The organism is Photorhabdus khanii NC19 (genome assembly GCF_000517265.1).
Taxonomy (GTDB): domain Bacteria; phylum Pseudomonadota; class Gammaproteobacteria; order Enterobacterales; family Enterobacteriaceae; genus Photorhabdus; species Photorhabdus khanii.
In genome coordinates this window covers 463,194-467,116 of sequence record NZ_AYSJ01000004.1, presented here as the reverse complement: position 1 = coordinate 467,116, position 3,923 = coordinate 463,194, and the positions used below count along the sequence as shown (strand labels likewise).

Annotated in this window: 4 protein-coding genes and 1 pseudogene; all 5 read right to left on the bottom strand. The window is 44.8% G+C overall.

Going from position 1 to position 3,923, the window contains the following annotated elements:
- Positions 1 to 515: hypothetical protein (locus PTE_RS06530; protein ID WP_036844132.1), on the bottom strand; the 515-nt coding region annotated here is incomplete at its 3' end.
- Positions 516 to 563: 48 nt separating this feature from the next.
- Positions 564 to 1,196 carry a restriction endonuclease fold toxin 5 domain-containing protein gene (locus tag PTE_RS06525; RefSeq protein WP_036844131.1) on the bottom strand — a complete coding sequence of 211 codons (633 nt, stop codon included), beginning with the start codon at positions 1,194 to 1,196 and terminating at the stop codon, positions 564 to 566.
- Position 1,197: 1 nt separating this feature from the next.
- Positions 1,198 to 1,542, bottom strand: a complete 345-nt coding sequence (locus PTE_RS06520; RefSeq protein WP_036844130.1) for a hypothetical protein — start codon at positions 1,540 to 1,542, stop codon at positions 1,198 to 1,200.
- A gap of 2 nt (positions 1,543 to 1,544) precedes the next feature.
- Positions 1,545 to 2,036, bottom strand: a complete 492-nt coding sequence (locus PTE_RS06515; protein ID WP_036844129.1) for a DUF4123 domain-containing protein — start codon at positions 2,034 to 2,036, stop codon at positions 1,545 to 1,547.
- A pseudogene (gene tssI / locus PTE_RS06510) lies at positions 2,033 to 3,892 on the bottom strand (type VI secretion system tip protein TssI/VgrG). Before tssI ends, PTE_RS06515 begins: the two are co-directional and overlap by 4 nt.
- Positions 3,893 to 3,923: the final 31 nt, after the last annotated feature.

Here is a 3,923-nt window from a genome sequence, read left to right as displayed (position 1 = left end):
GCACTTATTCGGTCTGGAAATACTTGCTTTTTTTTCAATCTATATCCGCGTGTTTCGGTCATAATGACTGGAGAATTACGAGTAGATGCTAAAGCTTTAATAAACTCTATAATAGTTTGAATTTTCAATTTTTCTTTCACTAAGTTAAGATCAATAGATATATTGGTTTTTCCTAGTATATTATTATAAATTACATCACTACTTTGATAAAAAATTCTATTTTTAAGTTCAATGTCACCTGGGATATCAAATAAAGTAGCTATAAGATATTTTGCATCTTTATCATAATTTTCTGTGAGCTGGCTTATAGCATATTCAGTAAAACCAGTATCAGTAAATACATTGTTTCCCTCTATTTCCTCTAAATTATATCCTGGTAAATGCCAATAACTTGGGTTACTACTAATGTTATTTATTCTCTGCATTATCTGATATGCATCCTTTAACGCCAATTCAGGTGTTATTGGCTCATTAAGGTCATGGAACAATTTTATTCTTGGATGTATTAAACTCATAATCATCAATCCTGTTTGAAATTTTCAACAATAATTATAGGCTTTTGCTTAACTCATTGGCGTATGAAATGTTTTAATGTTAGTAAAAGGAACAAACATTTCAGAAAAATATTCATAAGATATAGGCTGCAAAAAATGCCAATGAGACTTTGGAATATTATTCAATTCCATGCATACTCTATTTTGTCTTTCTGCTTGCCAAATCGTACTTTCTGCCCCTGTTTTATTGGTAGGTGTTTTTCTAAACTCACCAAAAACCCAACTTGGTTCACCATTCTTAAAAAACTGGTCATACTTAGCCTTAGCCTCAAGAAATAAGCATTGTGCAGGTTTCCAACCATCAAAATTTGTATCCATACATAACCAAGTTTCAATTATGTTTAATTCAGGGTTGTATATCGTCCCGGCAATTTTTGTTTGGTAGGCAATGGTTATTTCTGAATACGATGTGGTTTTTTCCCAAACCATCGTAACGTTCCCAATTGCTGGACATTTCTCACATTCGGTACGGGACGAAGCAATTGTTTGTGTATCCGCTTTTGCTTTGTCTTGTTCACCTTCTCTATCTTTGGTGCTTTCCATCACACCAACGGCGGCTAATCCCGCTGCACAAGCAGCCAGTGTCCATTCAGCAGCAGCTAAAAGAGCGGGAGCCGCTGGTGCAAGAAGTGGTAATGGCATATCAATTTCTCCTTTTCAATAAATTATCCATAACCCGCAAATAATCACGGTATTGTTGTTCCGGGTTATCGCCAGCGTTCAACATATTCTGGATTGCTGGCGAGCTGTGAAAATCACGGTTAAACGCAACGAAATATAAATAAGAGCGGATCAACGCTTCATCCTTAAACCCCATCTCAATCAAATCCAGATAAGCGGCCTTTAACCGCTTGTGCAGGCTGTGTTCACTTTCATTTTCGACTAATGCACCTTGCTCTGCCAGAATACGTTGTCGGGTATGGGTCACATAAGCCTCATCTTCCGCATCAATAAATTTAGCGACCTGCTCCTTGCTGAGTTTTATCATCGCTAGGCTCCTTTTACGAAATGATCATTGTTATCAAATAAATACACCCACTCATGAATACCGTCAGTGAATGCCGACAATTGCTCCGGGCCGAAAATATCCCGGATTTGATGCAAAATGCGGGGATCGTAAAAACGCAGCAATGCCGTTTCCCCCGTTTCCAGCTCAACATTCAGGTAGTTTTCAAGGTGACGGGTCAGTTTGTCCAAAGACAGCGTGGTGTGTAGCCAGGACACCGAAGGAGCAACCTTTTCCAGCGCAGATAACTTTTCTTCCCATGATTTCGCATAAGCCATATCAAACAACCATGGCCCCGCGAACGCAATTTTGGCATCCGGGTATTGCCGGAACAGGGGATTATTTGTGCCGACGATATATTTAATCTCCTCAGCAAAATGACGTTCATACTGTAGGCCATTGACTAAGGCATACCATTTCATTTCGGGATGTATTTCTCTGTATTCACTCCATTTTTTCTGTAATTCCGGAGTCATGACTGCCCCCTAATAACCATTGCCGTGCCATTCAGTTCTGCTTTCATCAGACAGGTCAGACAGATTTCTTTCAACGGTGCTGTCAGGGCTTTTTCTGCCTGTACGACACTCGCCTGTTTCAGTTTGTCCAGCCTATCCGGCAGCTTGCCACCCCAACCTGAACCGCTGCCGGGTGATCCACTGCCAAAGTTAATGCCCGCACTGCTGGTAATACCGCCCGCATCGATTTTAAGGAAGTGCCCGGCGGCCTGTAGGGTCAGTTCACTGCCGGCATCAATTACGATTTTAGCGCCGGAACTCAGGTGAATTTCATTACCGCTTTGAGTTAACAGAGCGTCATCTGCCTTGATATGGAGTTTCTGCCCCGTAGATAGGGAAATATCATTGCCCGCCTGTACGCGGTACTCATTATCAATGCGTAAATGGGCATCATGTTTGATATGGTGTGTCCGGTTATGCCCGATATTACGGGTTTCATCATTCAGAACCTGCGTATTCATATCCCGCTGGGCATGAATAAACACTTCCTCGCTGCCGCTTTCATCCTCAAAACGTAATTCGTTAAAACCATTACCTTTATGGGTCTTGGTTCTGAACGTGGTGCGGGTCTTTTCCGCCGGTAAATTTAGCGGCGGACGGTTAAGGGCGTTATAGGTACATCCGGTGATAATGGGGCGGTCAATATCGCCGTTGAGGTAGGAGATAATCACTTCCTGGCCGACTCGTGGGGTTGCCAGAAAGCCAAATCCGTTGCCATTCCAGCCTTGTGCCACCCGCACCCAGCAGGAAGCCTGGTCGTCCGGCGCGTCGTAACGGTTCCAGTGGAGGTGAACGCGAACCGCCCCCTCTTTATTGACGTAAATTTCTTCGGTGCTGGGCCCGACAACCGTGGCGACTTCATCGCCGTCGGCCTGTGGTTTATAGCGGTAGGGCGGACGCCAGTCGTTGCGGCCCGGAATAAATTGGGTCTGTGAATTGAGGGTGGTGCCGGCTCCGCCATCGCCCAAAACGGCGGGCACATGCCCTTGATGTCGGGAAGAGACGACTTGCCAGCGGTCATTCATGGTGTCAATCGGGTGGTGGGTTAATGTGAAGATCCTGCCCGGCATTAATCGAATACAATTGCTGTCCGCTTGCCCGGATTTGCTGTCGGCACGTAAAGCTTCCAGCCGGTATTGGGTAAATGGAATGCCCTCTTTGTCTTTCTGAAAACGCCCGTAACTTTCGAAGATATGAAATGGCGTGCTGCTCTCTGCCTCAAAATCTGTTGCGTTATGCTGCAAGGCATAATTAGGGTTGTGATAATTCCGGTCTTTTTGGGAAATGGATTCAGGGCGCATGTGGGAGCCAAAAGACCATTTGGAGATAACATTTTCTTCTATTGCGCTGGTGACATCCGGGTTGTAGATCAACGTATCCGGTGCTCTCATGTTTAAATGGCTATCGCTCACATGGAGTCCATCATCGGCGAACTAGAAGAAAATCCCCTCTTCTGCCGCAAGGCGGGTAAAGAAATCATAGGATGATTCCCTTTTCATGGTGGTGTATTCCCGTACTGAATGAGGGTCATTAAAACGCATATTGGCCCTGAGTTTTTTCTGTTTCAGTAGGCTGTGTAAAATCTCGGGAACGCTGAGTTGGTGATAGATGCGGCTGTCCTGATCAAGGGTCAGCAGCCACATTTCGGGTCTGACGGTCAGGTGATACAGGGTTTGATACCGGTTTGTGGTCCCAATAACCGCACTTTCAACCAACCCTTTCACTTCACGTTGTGGGCTCTCGTCACGGGTGACGGTGAACTGTGCGGTCTGGAGTAGGAGGGTATCCGTATCAATATCGGAACGCGGTGCCGCCAAGGTCAGAGACAGGGTAAATAACGATGAAAGT

What these genes read in the sequence shown, in the direction of transcription:
- PTE_RS06525 (WP_036844131.1), bottom strand. Translation starts at nt 1,196, where the DNA reads ATGCCATTACCACTTCTTGCACCAGCGGCTCCCGCTCTTTTAGCTGCT.
- PTE_RS06520 (WP_036844130.1), bottom strand. Translation starts at nt 1,542, where the DNA reads ATGATAAAACTCAGCAAGGAGCAGGTCGCTAAATTTATTGATGCGGAA.
- PTE_RS06515 (WP_036844129.1), bottom strand. Translation starts at nt 2,036, where the DNA reads ATGACTCCGGAATTACAGAAAAAATGGAGTGAATACAGAGAAATACAT.